The organism is Nitrospirota bacterium (assembly GCA_016214845.1).
Classification (GTDB): domain Bacteria; phylum Nitrospirota; class Thermodesulfovibrionia; order UBA6902; family UBA6902; genus SURF-23.
Genome location: JACRMS010000003.1, coordinates 23,484 through 39,455, shown reverse-complemented (window position 1 = coordinate 39,455; position 15,972 = coordinate 23,484). Strand labels below are relative to the sequence as shown.

General features: G+C 47.0%; 11 protein-coding genes. All 11 read right to left on the bottom strand.

Features of this window, described 5'->3' with window-relative positions:
- The gene (locus tag HZB61_00550) at positions 1–1,077 is read right to left on the bottom strand and encodes a hypothetical protein (protein ID MBI5055092.1); all 1,077 of its coding nucleotides are present in this window, start codon (positions 1,075–1,077) and stop codon (positions 1–3) included.
- A gap of 133 nt (positions 1,078–1,210) precedes the next feature.
- Entirely contained in the window at positions 1,211–2,527 is a 1,317-nt protein-coding gene (locus HZB61_00545; GenBank protein MBI5055091.1) for a cytochrome c3 family protein, read from the bottom strand.
- The gene (locus tag HZB61_00540) at positions 2,520–4,517 is read right to left on the bottom strand and encodes a hypothetical protein (protein MBI5055090.1); all 1,998 of its coding nucleotides are present in this window, start codon (positions 4,515–4,517) and stop codon (positions 2,520–2,522) included. Before HZB61_00540 ends, HZB61_00545 begins: the two co-directional genes overlap by 8 nt.
- Before the next feature lie 38 nt (positions 4,518–4,555).
- Positions 4,556–6,283 carry a peptidyl-prolyl cis-trans isomerase gene (locus HZB61_00535; GenBank protein MBI5055089.1) on the bottom strand — a complete coding sequence of 576 codons (1,728 nt, stop codon included), beginning with the start codon at positions 6,281–6,283 and terminating at the stop codon, positions 4,556–4,558.
- Positions 6,274–8,442, bottom strand: a complete 2,169-nt coding sequence (locus HZB61_00530) for a hypothetical protein (GenBank protein MBI5055088.1) — start codon at positions 8,440–8,442, stop codon at positions 6,274–6,276. Before HZB61_00530 ends, HZB61_00535 begins: the two co-directional genes overlap by 10 nt.
- An 8-nt stretch (positions 8,443–8,450) precedes the next feature.
- The gene (locus HZB61_00525; protein ID MBI5055087.1) at positions 8,451–9,029 is read right to left on the bottom strand and encodes a hypothetical protein; all 579 of its coding nucleotides are present in this window, start codon (positions 9,027–9,029) and stop codon (positions 8,451–8,453) included.
- A 16-nt stretch (positions 9,030–9,045) separates the two neighbouring features.
- A complete protein-coding gene (locus HZB61_00520; GenBank protein MBI5055086.1) occupies positions 9,046–9,624 on the bottom strand; it encodes a DUF799 family lipoprotein in 579 nt (192 codons plus the stop codon).
- A 39-nt stretch (positions 9,625–9,663) separates the two neighbouring features.
- The gene (locus HZB61_00515; protein ID MBI5055085.1) at positions 9,664–11,925 is read right to left on the bottom strand and encodes a hypothetical protein; all 2,262 of its coding nucleotides are present in this window, start codon (positions 11,923–11,925) and stop codon (positions 9,664–9,666) included.
- Positions 11,926–11,963: 38 nt separating this feature from the next.
- Positions 11,964–13,604 (bottom strand): YncE family protein, encoded by a 1,641-nt coding sequence (locus tag HZB61_00510; GenBank protein ID MBI5055084.1) that lies wholly within the window; start codon positions 13,602–13,604, stop codon positions 11,964–11,966.
- The gene (locus HZB61_00505) at positions 13,594–14,580 is read right to left on the bottom strand and encodes an NHL repeat-containing protein (GenBank protein MBI5055083.1); all 987 of its coding nucleotides are present in this window, start codon (positions 14,578–14,580) and stop codon (positions 13,594–13,596) included. Before HZB61_00505 ends, HZB61_00510 begins: the two co-directional genes overlap by 11 nt.
- 233 nt (positions 14,581–14,813) lie before the next feature.
- Positions 14,814–15,971 (bottom strand): hypothetical protein, encoded by a 1,158-nt coding sequence (locus HZB61_00500; protein MBI5055082.1) that lies wholly within the window; start codon positions 15,969–15,971, stop codon positions 14,814–14,816.
- Position 15,972 lies beyond the last annotated feature (1 nt).

Below are 15,972 nucleotides of genomic sequence, written 5' to 3'. Positions count from 1 at the left end.
TTAATTCTTGCTTGTGTGACAAACATTACAGCCGGATATGGCCGTTGAAAGTGTCGCGCTTTTATAGTTCCATCTTAACATCTTGTAATTATCCGTGGCATGTGCTGCATGACAGGACAAGCACATGACAACGTCAGTGCCCGGAGTTACAGTATTACTGATAGAGCTGGCAACCGTTGTTCTCGCAACGGGGGTTACTACACTGTAAGATGTATAGCTTGCATATTCGCCGCTGTTAGGCAGCACCACATCGGTCGGGTGCCTGGTAAAAGGAGAGCTCGTATCTCCGCCAATCCCGTCAGTCACATGCAGTTCTCTATGACAGGTGCCGCAGAACCCGCTGATCGTATTATTTGTAGGTTGTATCCCGTTCGGGGTGTGACAGATACTGCAGTTGCTGCTGTAAGTCATGGGAGTTGCTGCTCCGTAGTATTCGTTGTGATTGTTCGCGTCCTTGTTTTGCCATTTATACGTGCCGTTATTTTCATATCCCTTTACACCTCTAAGGAAGCGGTAGCTGTCGTAAACATCGCTTGCGGTATCGCATCTGCCGTCTACATTTTTGTGGTGAGCGCCTTTAAAATGGACAGAAGATGCACGTGTGCCGTGACAGCCGAATATCCCCGAGCACGTGATGCTGACTCCTATATTCATGGGATCATGATGTCCGGGCGGGCCAGCCAGTGTGTCCTCCAAGTTGCCGAATTCAACCACATTATGCCCTTTGTAATCAGCGGCCCCGCTGCCCTTGTTCCCCAATATATAGGCAAAGTTCCCGCCTGCCAGATCATCCGAGGCGCCTGTGTGATATACCTGCGGCGCCCCTGTTACCGCGTCAATGTTGCTGCTTGTTCCTGATGCATGGCACCCGATGCAGTCGCCGCGGGTCAATGCTTCATAAGGACCTGTGCCTTGCCAGGTCCCTGTGCCGTACGTTGCCATTGCCGAACCGTTCTGGCTGTTGTGCATTGTATGGCACGTGCTGCAATTGCCGCTTATAGCGGAAATTGCCACACCCGCAAAAAGCGGGACTGATAAGGCCGCAAATAAAACAGATATGTATTTTATTAATTTCATCAGCTTACAACAAAGTCCTTTATATATAATAAATCATCTGCATATTTTTGCATATTTCTGCAATTACTATGCCAAATATTTTTTGAATACGGTCAAGAAAATGGGGCAGATAGTCTATAGCTTTTGACAACCGTCACATTTTATGACACTGTATGCAAAGCGCCCTGTTTCTGTCGGCAGTGAGCAGAAACTCGGCCATGGCAGAATGCATACTATGACACGAAGTGCAGGTAACAGGCTTTCCATTGCGGGGGTCTATCACAGTAGCGCCGATAGGATGGGTGATCTTATGCTGAGATTCGTGACACCTGGCGCACATCAGGTCTTCATCATCTATGTAATTGAACGGCCTGTCGGAGTGCATCGGTATATGGCATTCAAAGCATTTCCTGTCTCTAACAGGCGCACATCTCACCGTCTTTAAAGCCTTCTCCATGGATGCAGTCCTTTTCTCCGTGCCTTCATGACAACCGTTACAAATTTTCTTTTCGTTTTTTGTAAGGTTTTTCTTTCTTGACCCGTGATAGTCATGGCAAATATTGCAGGGATTCTTAACGTTTTTTACATGAACGTCATTGTCGATATATTTATATTTTGAAGCTTCTTTTTTGTGGCAGCTGAAACAAAGCGCCTGGCCTTCCAGCCGGCTGGTGATCTTAGCGTTTGCAGTAATTGGATTATGGCACTTTTCGCAATTCCTGATTAAGAAATCAGTATGGCCGTAAGGGCCGAGAAGCCCCTTGGTCCTTGAGCTGTGCCCTGTGTGGCATGATGTGCAATCCGAATCTTTAACCATAGCCGATATGGAAACCTCACCCGCCTTGCAGCGCGGCTGATGGCATTTCTGACACAGCTTGTTTGATGAAGAAAGCAGCAGGCCCTCTTCAGTTGACGCGTGAGAATTATGACACTCGGAGCATTTCCCGTCCTTGAACGGAAGACAGGCATGGGGTTTTTCAAATTGCTCCTTCAGTTTCTCATGGCAATTTTTACAAAGCGTTTTTTCCTCTCCGATCAAAATATGGTTGTATTCGCTGCTGTGCGCGTTATGGCACCCGGTGCATGAGCTTTCCTTGAGCGCGGGGTGCACAATGCCTTTGCGGATAAGGTTCCTGAGGTTCTCATGGCAGCTCAGGCAAATGGAATTTATGTCGTCATTCATCAATCCCTTGATAGTGCTTACGTGAGAATTGTGACAGGTAATGCATTTCCCGTCTTTAAAAAGAAAGTGCACATACTTTGCCGACAGGTTCTTCTTCAGCTCTTTATGACAGTCGTAACACAGGTCCGGTATCTTTGATTTTAATCTTGCTTCAGCATTAACCTCTCCCACATTGACTGCTGAAAACCAAATAAGCATAAAACAGATGGTCAGGATAGTGGAATAAAAGACTTGCTTTGCATTTTTCTGACTTCTGACTTCTGACTTCTGACTTCTGCTCTTATTCATGACATGCCTCGCAGCGCCCCTCGGTAAAAGGTGTATGCATGATATTTTTAAGCAGCCCGGGTTTTTCCGTCACATGGGGCAGATGACAGGTTGTACAGTGATCGATTTTATTTACGGGTTGTCTGTGCGCCTTCAACAGCCTTTCCGTATCAACTGTGTGACACTTGGTGCACAGCGCGGGGTCTTTTCCGCTGAGCAGACTTTTTATTTCAGAATAGTGAGAAGTATGACAGCTCAAACAATCCCCGCCTTCCATTGATATATGTCCCTTCCTTATTTTTGTAGTGACTATTCTCTCGTGGCATGAGAGGCAAAGTTCGTTTGTCCGGTCAAGGAGCTGGAACCTGAGCTTTGTCCCGTGGGGGCTGTGGCATGATGTGCACTTGCCCTCTTCCACCGGGAGATGTTTGTGGGTGCCGGCTTGTACTTTTGACTCCAGGCTTTTGTGACATTCGTAGCAGAGTTCTTTTTCAGGTTTTACGGTTGACGCGATGAAATCACTCGCGTGAGGGGCGTGGCAGGCCTTGCAATTTTTGTCCCTGAACAACGGGTGTGTGCCTTCCGGTTTAATGTCTGCATACATATTGTTGTGACATGTTGTACACAGTTGTTCGTAGGGAGTATTCAGCAGTCCCGCGTAAGGCGAGGTATGGGCCTTATGGCAGGCGCCGCATTGTCTTTTTGCTACAGGCGTATGAACGTAGGCCTTGAGGTACTTGTTCTTGTCATGGCACGTATAACATAATTCAGTCAATGGTATTTTAGACATAACAAAGTTATTGGAGCCGTGTGAATCGTGACACTTTGCGCATTCAACTTTGGAAAACGGCTCATGCTTGTAGGGGTCTTGCAGATCCTTCTCGACCTGCGGGTGACAGGAAAAGCATATCTGTTTCTCAGATGCGATCAGATAAAAGCGGTTTGCGGAGGCGTGCGGATTGTGACAGGCAATGCAGCCCTGTTCCTTTATCGGCTTATGTAAATAACTTACGTCGATCTTCGGTTTATCTTTGTGGCAGTTTGTGCAAAGCTCTTTATTTTTCATAAGTGTGATCTTTGGATAATCAGTTGCATGAGGGTCATGGCAGGTCAGACACTTTCCCTGGTCCGTCAGCGGATGCCTGTAAGCCGCGCTGTATTTCTTCTCTTCCTTTGCGTGGCAGGTATAACAGAGCTTACCGTCCGATGCGATTGTCTTCAACGCGTCCGGACCGGTTGCCGGTTTGTGGCAGGAGGAGCACTGTCCGAGTGCTAACGGCTCATGAACAGATTCCCTCAGCAATTTGTCATTTGTAGAGCTGTGAGCGGCATGACAGCCTGAGCATTTTGACTGTTCCACAGGATAGTCCTTATGCGCGGATGCAAAGGAGGGGGCTTTATAATCATGGCAGGAGCGGCAAAGCTCGCCCTCTTCCTTAACGAGATTATATTTATACGGAGAGGCATGTGCGCTGTGGCAGTTAAGGCAGCCGTCATCAAGGGGTTTGTGACGCGTGGCGCGCATAAAAGAACTTTTATCGTGGCATGCAAAGCATTGCTCGCTTCCTGTTTTTACCTGGAGGGATTTATTGTCTGACGCGTGAGGATTATGACACGGTATGCATTTGCCCTGCTTCAGGACTGTGTGGACATTGGCCGCCTTTTCCATATCAGCCGCCATCTGTTTATGGCAAATGTAGCAAAGCTTGTCTTCCTCCCTTTCCACAAAAGACTTGACAGCGAGTTTGCCGTGACGCAGATGACAGGCTTCACAATCATTGCCTGCCATCGGGGCGTGCACGAACTTCTTGGTGAAGTCAGCCTGTTTTTCCTGGTGACAATCCATACACGGTTTCGGGGCGAAGCCCTTTTTTACCTTCTGTTCAGGAGCGCATGTGACAAGGGCGGCAAATAAAAGTACAAGAATGAGGGATGAAGGATGAAGGATGAAGTTTTTGTTTTTCTGCCTTCTGCCTTCTGCCTTCTGCCTTTGATTATGTAGGAGGTCCATTTTTTAGCTTTGCCGATAAAACATTAAATCATAGTGTGTTATTTGCCGAACATTTTTTTAAACGACTCCACAGCAGCTTCATTTATTGTTATCTGGGCGTCTTTCTTCAGTTTGGCCAGATATTCATCATAAAGCTTTTTGAACTTTTCCATGAAAACTTTTCTCTGGATGACAGGTTTTACATTGTTGAACTCTATAAACTCTTTCGGGGTCTTTTCCTGCAATCTGAATATCTCAAAATTAGAATCCGCCTCAACGACCGGGCCGATGTCTCCCGGATTCAGAGTGTCAATGATGCTTTTTATCTCAGCAGGCAACTGCTCTTTAACAAGCCAGTCCGTTGTCCCGCCGGTTGATGCATTCGGACCTATTGATTTAGTCTTTGCCAGCCATGAAAAATCAGCTCCGTTTTTCAGACTTTTTAAAATGTCCTCAGCTTCTTCTCTTGTTTTAACGGTAATCTGCTGCAGCTTATATCTGAGCGGGTTTGCAAAGTCTTCTTTATGGGCTGAGTAGTATGCGGTCATCTCCTGGTCCGAGATCTTTATTTGCGGCACGAGCATTTTATTTGTGAAGGCATCTTTGAGTATCTGGTTTTTGTAACGCTGAAGCATGTCCTTCAGGTCTGAATTTAATTCGTAATGCCGGGCCAGGGCCTCAACATCCACCAGTTTCCGGTCGATCCAGCGGTTAAGGACAGGCTCTTTAATGTTCTCGTCGCTTGATGAAAGCATTGCCACAAAGTCCTTTACCTTGAGGGTCGTGCTGTCGATCTCGACCAGGGGCCTTTCATCCCCGGCCCATTTCTCCCTTTCCTCGTTTCCGCCTTTTAAATTAATGGAAGAAAGCAGTTCATTGTTGATCCTCGGCTTTATCTTTTCGCGCAGGTCTCTAAGATATTCATTGCTCCTGTCTTTTGCCTTCTGTGATTTAAGCTGGGCGGCGATGCTCCCCCTGACCTTTTCAAGTCCTTCCTCAGGGGCCTCCTGCCGGTTTATTAATTTTACGATGTAGTATTTGTCTCCGCTTTGTTTGATGCCGCTTAAGTCTCCGGGCTTAAGGCCTGAGGCGGCCTCTTCAAAGAATGACCCCATGGACCTTCGCTGGAGCGTTATTTCTCCGCCGTCTTTCTTTGAAACATGGGTGGAATTCTCCGCAGCAAGCTTTTTGAAATCTTCACCCTTTTTCAGTTTTTCCATAATGTCCTGCGCGTCCTTTTCAGAGCTGAGCTCTATTATGCCGAGGGAGAACTCTTCGTTGTTCTTTTTGTAGTAATCAACTATGTCCGCCTCGCTAACGTTTATCTTTTTTTCTATTTCTTCGTTATAAAGCTTTACAACCGATTCCCTCAGAATATATGCCTCGATTTTATTCTGCACCTCCGGGTATTTTTCCACCCCCGCGCGCTTCGCCTCAATTGCAATCAACCTGTCGTCTACAAGCTTCTGCATATATTGAGAAATATCGATCCCTTTAGCGGAAGAGAGGTCTTCTCTCCGGTGGGCTATCTCAAGCGAATATTCAAGGTCTCCTTCAGTGATCGGCTCGCCCTCCACAATTGCCAGTACATCCGCTGTTTTTTCTTTTTTCGGGGCGGAGGCGCAGCTCCATAATGACAGAAGACAGAAGACAGATAACAGAAGACAGATAATAGAAGACAGATAACAGAGGGGAAAATATGTGCAGCTATCTGTCTTCTGACTTCTGTCTTCTGAGGTCTTTTCGAGGGACTGACGACTGTTGAATGAGGTCTGTCTTATTGCCATTTAGCTGTCCTCATTTTTTTTACCAGCTCCGAAACCGCCTTGTAAGCCACCCTGTCGACCGGTTTCTTTTCTGCCCACTCAAAGGCGATTATATCATTCTCACCGTTTGATTGCTGGGTATTATACCACAGAATTTTATTCTTCCGTGCGTCCAAAAGCCTGGCAGTCATGGTCACTTTCGGAGGGGAGGACGCGTCTGTGCTTTCGCTGAACTGCTCCACCGTGCCAAGCAGAATCCCCCCCGCGCCGGACCGTTTTGACAAGGCCTCCATGGTCTTGTAATCAATCTCGCTCTTGTCCCTTATTTTCAATTCCACGACTATCTTTTTGACATCACCGTATTCCACCGGCTCGAATATCTCATTCTTGAAAAGCTCCACCAGGAACATATACGTGGCAATAACACCTGCGCTTTTGTATTTGCTTTTGTTTTGAAACGGCATCACCGCAATCCTGTACAGGGACTCCGGGTCTTTTTGAGGCGGAGAGGTATTAAAAGAGGTAAGCAGGATATCAACAGCCCTTGAAGTAAGGTCCTCAATGCTGCTTATCCTGCCGAGCCCGAGGATGGTAGTGAAATCGTCACCGGTGACAGATGCATAATTTGCCCAGATTATAAGCCCGGTGAAGGGGTCAATCAGTCTTGCCAAAAGGCTGATCTGCGGGTTTTCGCCGGAGGAGTATGAAATAATCGCGCCCGCCATTATCGCGTTTGCCGACAATTCCTTTTCTATTTTCTGCGCCAGCTCTCTTGAAATATGCCCCGTGGCCCTTACCCTTTCATTGCATAATAATTTGTTAAGGTTGTCTTCATCAACAATCCCCAAGCCTTTCTTTTCCAGCCGCGACTTCAGCAGCGGAGTTACCTGGCTCAAGGCGTCCTTGCTGTCAGTGAAATTTTCAAACGGCAGGAGGGCTATTTTTTTTTTGGTCCCGGCGTATGCTTTTTCCTCAGGCGAAAGCTTCCGGCCTTCCTTCTGAGAAATTACAACCGGCGCTGCCGCCGGGATTAAAGGTGTTGGCGGTATTACCGGCAGCACCGTCTCTGCTTTCGGAAGCGCAAGCGCTGTTTGAGGTACTTGCACGGAGGGGACCACAACTGGTTCAGCAGGTTTTTTGTTGTCTGCTTTCGGCAATGCGGCAGTTATTTCTTTTTGGGGTTCCTTCTCAACGGGCTTCTTCGGTTCTTCTTTGAGTTGAACAACTACAGTCTCTTTTTTTATCTCAGGAGAAGGTCTTGCGGTAATCGCAGTTTTTGGCGTCTCAACAGGTTTCACAGGGGCTTCTTTAAGAAGTTCAACTTTTTGAGGCGCTACCGCGGGACGCAAAGGTTCAGTTACTGGCAGCACCGTCTCTGCTTCCGGAAGCGCAAGCACTGCTTCAGACACTTGCACAGGGGGGACCTCTACTGGTTCTCCAGCAGGTTTTGAAGATTCTTTTTTGATCTCCGGTAAAGGTTTTTCTGCGACTGCTGGTTTCAGTTTCTCAACCGGCTGTTTCGTCGTGTCAGAAATAATGCCCTGTTGTTCTGCCGGGGTGTTTAATCCCCGGCCGGAATTTTTAACGCGGTCAGCTTCTTCTTTGGCAGGTTTAATCGTGATCGTCTTTTCAATCTTTTGTTCCGGTATTGCAGCAGGAAGCGGGGCAGGTGTTACTACCGGCGGTGTCGTCTCAGTTTTCGCGATAACAATCGGCGCCTGCGCCGGGACTTCAGGGTGCTTTACAACAGTCTTCGGTTTCTCAACAGGCTTCTTAGGGCCTGTCTTTGGAGGAGCTGCCTTTGCCACTTTGACTATCTCCTGAGAAGGCTTCTTTAAACGCTTCCCTGCTTTTTTCGTTATATGCCTAACACGTGTCCCTTTTTTGATCTTTCCGTAAGTTTTTTTTGCGAGCAGGATTTTTGTTTTCTCCGCGGGCTTCTTAGCTTTTATTGCCGACGGAGTTGCCTTTGCTTGTGTTGCGACTTTTTTCGAAAGCGTTTCTTCAGTTAACTGTGCCGGTTTTTCTACGGGCTTCTTTACCTCTTCTTTTGAAGGCGAAACCGCAGTTTTAGCCTCCTGAGACAGCGCAACTTTGGTTTCTTTCTTGAAGTAAATAAGATAAGAGAAAGCCGAGAAGGCAAAGAGCAGAAGGACAAGGATAAGGATTTTATTCTTCATTTGTATTTTTATCTGGCAAGCGTTCGGATAGCTTCTCTAACGGCAGCCAGAACAGTTTCGCTCATGGTCTCCGATCTGGCCCCGAAATGCCTCGCCATAAAACCAGCGCCGCCGCGGGTTGTTGTAATGGACCAGATGATATTGCCTGTGCCTGCATCCGCCATCATTAATGTGATGGTTACTTCAGGGGCGGAAATATTCCCGGACCTTGACTCCCCGTATTGTTCGACCGCGCCCATCATAAGCGCCTCAACCTTCAGGGCCTTGCCGAGGGCCATTATCTGTTTTTCACTCAGGGATGATATGTTCTTGATATCCAGTTCGCTGACCGCGGCCATTACCTCCCCGGGGACCACAACGTCCACAAGCCCGGAAGAAAGCAATTCACTGATGACCACCTGCCTGACAACTTCTCCGGCTGTTCTATCATTGCTCAGATTATCAAGGGGCATTACAGCGACCTTTTTAAAGTAACTGAAATCGATATCTTCACGTATGTGATAGATCGGGGCTTTGCCGCCACACCCTGAAATAAAGAGAAAAATGAGTAATGCAGAAACCGGGACAATTTTCATAAATGAATTCATGGTGCGTCTCCTTTTTTTAAAATAATGTATCGATCGCTTCTTTTATTACTTTTTTTGAAGTTTCGTCGAGCGTGGCCCCCTCGGCCCCAAAGTGCCTGCTCCAGAAGCTTGCGCCCCCCGCGGTATGCCATACCGACCAGATGACCTTCCCCGTCTTTGCGTCAAACAGCATCAAATTGACGGAGACCTCGGGGTAGGAAACCGATATCCCCCTGCTTATGCCAAACGCTTCAACGGACCCCGTCATAACGGATTCTACATTGAGGGTTTCGCCGATATTCATAATGTCCTGCTGGGTCAGGGATTGGGCGGATTTCACCTTCATCTCCTGCAGGGTCTTTAATACCTCTCCGGGTTCTATGACATCAAGGCCCCTTGACAGAAGGTCTATAATTGCAAGGCTCCTGACCTTCTTGTCAGCGAATGTATCAGGCGTAAAATTCTCAAACGGCAGCACCGCGATCTTCTTAATTTTGGCGGCGTCGGTGTTCGGCCTGACATAATGCTTTATGCTGCCTGAGCATCCCGACATGAAAATCAGGCAAAGGCTTATGACCATGCCGGAGAATACTTTTTTTCTTATTAAGCTGTTCATAACAATTTATAATACCTCGAAAAAACCCCGCTTATTATATCAGAATCTGACATTTAAATTTGCGTTGAAATTGTAATTTTCCGTTTTGATGTCCTCAATGGTTTTTGAGTAACCGGACGAAAGACGGACATCGGCAAACTTTGTTATATACCAGATGCCGTAACCGTTGATACTGTCGGTTTTTGATGTCTTGGGGTCGGTATTGCTGTGAAGGTAGTTCATATTCAACCTGATCGCGGGAAGCGGCAGCCAATCCACTGAAAGTCCTTCCGAGGTGGTTTTGCTTTCTTCAGAGCCGAAATAGTTTACATTGCCGGAAATGTTGATGGACCGCCCGGGCTGGTAGTTAACAATGATAAGGGCGTTCTTTGAGTCGGTGGTGTTATCGTCTGAAGTTATCCTGCTTAAATTATAATTGAGGATGCTGGACACCTGCCGTGTGACGCGCGCGTCAACAGTGCCGTTTATTGAGTAAGTGGAAGTTGTTGTATTTGTCGATATGGTATCGGTCTGATTATACCCGAGATCGGTAATCATATTTATGTTTTTATAAAGCCTTGAACCCAGGCTCAGCAGATAAGAGTCGGTCGTGGAATCCTTTTTGTCAAAGTTATATCTTATGGTCCTGGTATAAGACAGGGTGGTGTCGAGGGTCGGCAGGGGGACTGAATTAAAAGAAATGTTGTAAGAGTCAAATTCGGTATCGGTTTCTTCCCGGTCATCAAAGTTCTGGCTTTTTTGATAGCGCGCGATGGTAGTCAGATACCGGTGCGTCAACCACGTTGCCCCTATGCCGTAGTTTCTTGAGATAGTGCTCCTGAAATTACTTTTATTATCAGGCAGGGAATCGCTGTAGATGTTTTCAAAAACTCCCCTGAGAGAATTTGTAAGAGATACGGGGTTTTGGTCCGACCTGTGCAGTGAGTAATTAAGGGAAACGGTCAATGGTGTGAAAGGCCTTGCGCTTGCGTCAAAATTCAGGCCCTGCTCAAAGCTGGTGAACACATCCAGAGAGGTCTTTGATCCGATGTCGTCAGTGCCGTACGCCTCTATTTCAGTCACAAGCACACTGCCGATATTGGAAGCCACGTTATTGACAGCTTTATAAAATGAGTCGCCCTGCGGCCCTAAAAATTCTATCTCGAAGATGTATATATTATTGGGCCTGTCAAAAGCAGTCACCTTTACATCTTTAACAGTAACTTCGGACCATGTCCCTTGCTGATTGAAGTTGCTTCTGAAAACGCTCCAGTTGCCTGCGTTGTCCAGGCTGTCTCCGGTCGGGTCTGTACTTGACGATACATATATAAATAACCTGTCCACGGTCTTTTGCGATGACGCCGATATGCCGGTATTGTGCAGCTTGTTGGTAGGATTTGCGCCCCCGATATCAATGCCTGCGCTTGCGTTAAAGTCCTCATCGACCAATAAGCCGTTAGCGTTTAACGTCCCGAGGTCCTGCGTTATGCCGTCATGTTTATGCCATCCGCCCAGCGACGTCCGCTTACTTATTACGGTGCCGGTCTGCTTAAAGGTCTGACGGCTTTTATTCCTTGAATAATTACCCTGATACAGCAGGGAGTAGCTTGCCATGTCCCTCAATAACGCCCCCGTGTAGCCGATGTTGTAGTTGCCGCTGAAATTATCATTTACGGTCTTCTCTATTATGCTTGCCTTGTCCCTGTCTATGTTATGTGAGTAATTTAAAACATATCTGAACCTTACATCGCGCGAAGGCAGTTCATACGTTGAGCTTATGGCATATTCATCATTGGTGCGGTCAATTTTACTGACGCTGAGGTAGTCGAAATTCCTCAGCCTGTCTACGTTGATAGACAAGGAAGGGAGTGAAGCGGGGACTAAATTAAAACGTGAATAATACAGTTCTGTGGTCTCCCTGCTTTCATCCCGCAGGTGCGCGGTGGTCCACTCTTCCTGCCTGCGGTATCCCGCGGTAAGATCGTACACGGGGTTCTGCAGCAGGAGGTCCAGTGTCGGCTCCACCATCCTCCTGTAAGTGGTTGTCGTTTCACCTGCGGAGTCTGTGATGCGGGAATCAATCAGGTTCGATCTCAGATAAATATGATAAACAAGCACTGGAGTGACCGGTTTTTCAAAATTTAAAAAATAATTCTGATTTAATGTGCTGGAATCCGAGGTCCTTTTCCCGTCCTGATACCCGCTTGAGTTGTCACTGATTATATTCAGCCATCCGCTCAGCCCCTGCGTAAATGCGGGAGTGCCGCACAGCAGAATCACTGTTACTGACAGCGCTATGATCTTCCATTTTATATTCCTCATAATTTATAAGCTGTAAGCTAATAGCTGTCAGCTACCAGCTACTTGGGAAACATCGTTATCCCGTAAGGTTTCATACCGGAGGGGATAATACGCTCCTGCTTTCTTGTAGTCTTGTCGATTATCGAAATATTGTTAGACCCTCTGTTGACCACATATATTTTTCTGAGTTCCGAGTCCAGAATAAAAGAACGAGGGGCGCTTCCTACGGGAATAATTCCCATCACAGGAGGCATTACAGTCTGGGCCGCGCTGTCCGTGAAGGGCTTTATGATCATTATCTCGCCGGGCCTTTCTTTTAAAAGATAAATTCTGTCAAATGACGGCTCGGGTATTACCCCTGTTATGGAGGCGCCCAGATTATTAATAGTGCTTACCGCCGTGGTCGTATTGCCTTTGATGATTTGCAGGATGTCTATGACGGAGAGTTTGTCTGAGTTATAATTTGCGACATAGACCTTTCCTCTCTGATAATCAACGGCAAGCGCAACGGGGTTCCAATCCACGTTGACGGTAATAACATCTTTAGGTTTGCTTGTAAGCGAGTCCATCATTATCACGGAAACGCTGTTTGAATTTTTATTGACAACATAAACGTTAAAAAACTTCTCCCGGAAACCTTTTATTATATTGACCTCCTCAAAGCTGAGAAACCGTGTCCCCAGAAGGTTCTCAACCGGCGGATCAACAGCCACCGCGATGGGGCCTTTTCCCACATCGATCTTTTCCATCTCCTGCAGGGCCAGCGGATCAATCATAGATACGGAATTGGAATTGTAATTTGTAACAAAAATCAGGTCCTTCCCTGAAGGCAGGCTGGTTACCGCTATCCCTTCGGGCTCTTTGCCGAACCTTATAGGGAGCTCCTTTTCGACTTTGTTCGTAGTCGGGTCAATCACGGATATGCTGTTTGAGCCTGAGTTGGCAACATAGACCTTCAGACGGTCCCGGCCCATGACAGCCGCGACCCCCCTCGGCTTTCTCCCTACCGTTATCGTTGCCACAACCTCCTCGGTTTGCCTGTTGATAACAGACACGCTGTCTGAATCTTCGTTAGTTACATAAATAAGCGATGTGCTTAATTCAGGTACCTGTTCCTTGACGGTCACAGCGGGTTTGAAGAGGAAGGCGTCGGCAACGGAAGCGTCCGGGTTCCAGTTAATGAATAAAGTTGTGCTTTGCTTTCTTTTTACACTAATATTTATCGCGAGTTCAACGCCTTCAGGCGGCAAGGCCAGGCGCGCGGGCCGCTCTTTACTTTTGATCGTCGCCTCTTTTATAACGAGCCGGAGCTTTTTGTACCTTCCCTCAGGCAGAGAAGTCTCTCCAAGAACAACCTGCCGGCCGATGATATCTACAGAGTTAATATTTAAAGGCGCACTCGTGAGCTCTCTTGATACGCCTTCTTCTGAAACTATATTTACGGCTGACAATTCAAATGTGATATTTTGGGACACCTTGTCTGGGCCGTTCAGAAAAAGTGTGACCTGGCCTTTAGATTGATCGGAAGGGGCCCTTTGCGCTTCGATTGCCGAACAGCCGTGGAGGAACAAAACAGTGAGGGCAAGAAAAAAAATGAAGGAAGAAGTTGAGAAGTTGAGAAGTTGAGAAGTTGCCTTTTTCTCATCTTCCGAGCTTCTTATCTTCTTGACTTCTGTTCGACGTATTTTTCTACCACGCATTGAACACCTGTATCCTGTTGTTAAATAAATCCGCAACGGCCAACTTGCCGTCTTTGTCAATGGCGATGTCCGTTGGAAATTGAAACCAGCCTTCGTCCCAGCCCAGTCCGCCGAACTCGAAAATATATGTCCCTTCGCTGTTGTAGACGGAAACAGTATGGCGCATATAATCCACCACAAAGATCCTGCCGTTCCGGTTGTCTACGGCTACTGCCCTGGGGCGGCTCAGTTTGCCTGAACTCCCCCCCTTCTCACCAAACTTAAAGAGCATTTTTTTATTGTTTGCATCATATACATATACGCGCCCTTCTTCCTCGCTGACAAGATAAAGTTTCCCGGAGTTGTCCAGGACGGCGTTGTTTATTTTGACCTTCCTTCCTTCCTCTTCCACAGAAATTATATCGAGGAATTTCCCTTTGCCGTCCATGACCAGAACGCCCGGGGAGTAGCTGCCGGACACGTAGAGGACCCCCTTTTTATCGACAGCCATGCGGTATGGCACAAATGAATCCGCCCCGTCGAAGCCTTCAAAATAAATATCTCTGTCCCAGTGAAGGCATGCATTAAAAACAGAGATCCTGTTCCTTGGATTATCAAGCGACGCGGTTTGTCCAACGTAAAGATATCCCGCTGAGTCGACGGTCAATCCCTGCGGCGATTGGATCCCGTTGTTTTTACCGATTGAGTAAAGGGGGAATAAATCGGATGTATAAATATTGACCCTGCTCTTACCGTCAATTACATAAATTTCATTCATGACCGGATCTATAAATACTGCGGATGGAAATGACAGGCTGCCGTCTTCATCATCATAAGTTATGCTGTCGTAGTAAGTAATAGCGGTGCCGGTCTGCTGGGCGTAAAGAGGACCGGTAACAACAAATAGAAAACACAATAAAATAAGTCCTGTCCCAAGCTTCTGACTTTTAGCTATTGACTTCAGTCCATGTATTTCATTAAGACATGAATTTTTCATTTTGAGTCTAAATAAAGCAATGACTTTTGGAAACGCAAAGAAAAAATATGGTTATTTTAGATTAGGCCATAAATAATAGCAATATATTGCTCCGTAATTCAACGCACTTATAGCATTATGAGTTTAATTTAAATTTTCCGGCGTCATAAACTTAAGCCACGAATAAAGTAGTCAAAGATTTACTCAAGATAATTCGTGGGCTAAGATGATTTGTTTAGGATAGTAAGGACCGCTTATGACCCGTCATCTTTTGACGTGTGGCAGGTGAAACATCCTGTTCCATTAGTTCCGCCTCCGGCAATCATAGCGCTGTAATCCCATCTCAGCATATCAGCATAATTGGAGGCATGGGCCACATGGCAGGAAAGGCACATAACAGCATCAGCGCCTGGAGTTACAGTACTGCTTATACTGCTTGAAACTGTTGTTCTTGCAACAGGCGCCTCTACGCTGTATTGATTTAAATTTCCCTGATTGTAATTAGCATATTCACCGCTGTTTGGTATCACTATATCGGTTGGATGCCGAAGGAACGGCGAAGTTGTATCATCGCCTATGCCCTGTGTCACATCGAGCTGGTTGATAACATGAAACGCCCTGTGGCATGTGCCGCAGAAAGCGCTAATGGTGTTACTGGAGGGTTTTATCCCGCCTGTCGGGATAGGCGCGATATGGCAGATGGTACAGGTGCCGTCATATGTCATGGGAGTGATTGCCCCGTAGTATTCGTTATGATTGCTTGCATCCTTGTTTTGCCATTTGTATGACCCCATATTTTCAAAACCTTTTACCCCATTCAGGAATCTGTAACTGTTATATATCTGATCGGCGGTATCGCATTGGCCGTCTACGTTCTTATGATGTGCCCCTTTTATAGAAGCCGATGAATTGCCTGAACGGGTGCCGTGGCACCCTCTTGCTCCGGAGCAGTTGAGTGTTGTCCCAAAATCAGTAGGAGTACCGTGATAGCCTGGTGGTCCTGTCAGTGTATCATCGCTGTTACCCAGATCTGTAACATTATGCCCCTTGGCATCGGAAGCGCCGCTGCCTTTAGCGCCGGTTAGATATGCGAAATTGCCTCCTGCCAGATCTCCAGAGGCGTCGGTGTGATAAACCTGGGGAATGCTGTTGCCGGCCAATGTTTCTATCTTGTTGGCGGTCCCCATCCCGTGGCACCCAAGGCAATCACCCTTGGTCAACATTCGATACGGACCTGTGCCGGTCCAGGGCTGACCGGCTGCGCCGAATGTCGCCGTTGCCGAGCCGTTCTGACTGTCGTGCATCGTGTGGCAATTTGAGCAGTCGCCGGTTATAGCGGCTGAAAGCGGCGAAATTGATAGTAAACAAATTGAAAGGATTAGTAAGAGATTAAAAAGTTGATTGTATTTCATA